The following is a 497-nucleotide window of genomic DNA, read 5'->3' as shown; positions in this document are numbered from 1 at the left end:
TTCCACCACGATCGTGTCGTGGGTCTTGGCCAGCCGGGTGGTGAGCTTGTGCAGCCCGTCGCGGCGCTGGTAGGCGACGCGGGTATGGAGGCGGCCGAGGGTGGCGGCGCGTCTACGGCGACCGGCGCTGCCGGGCGTGGAGCGGGCGTAGGCCCGCGACGCGCGGCGCAGCTTGCGCAGCGACCGGGCCAGCGGCGTGGGGTTCTCGACGGTCTCGCCGGTCGACAGCACGGCGAGGTGGCGCACACCCAGGTCGACCCCGACCGGGCCGCCCCGGCGCTGCCGGGTAGACGGCTTGCCGGGGACATCACGGTCGGCCTCCACGGTGAACGCCACGAACCAGCGCCCCGCGGTCCGGGACACGGTCGCACCCAGCAGGCGTGCGGACCCGTCGGCGAGCCGGCCGGTCAGCGCGCCCATCGGCTCATGCACCTTGACCCGGCCGATCCGAGGCAGCTTCACCTGCCGGTCCTCAGCCGGGCCGTAGGCGCCGGTGG

General features: G+C 75.5%; 1 protein-coding gene. It reads right to left on the bottom strand.

Annotated elements, in window-relative coordinates; genetic code table 11:
* The coding region (locus ACY45C_RS20210; RefSeq protein ID WP_462189133.1) for an RNA-guided endonuclease InsQ/TnpB family protein at window positions 1-497 on the bottom strand (497 nt) is incomplete at both ends.

The sequence above is a fragment of the Frankia sp. CcWB2 genome, assembly GCF_977927585.1.
This window is presented reverse-complemented; position numbering and strand designations above follow the sequence as displayed.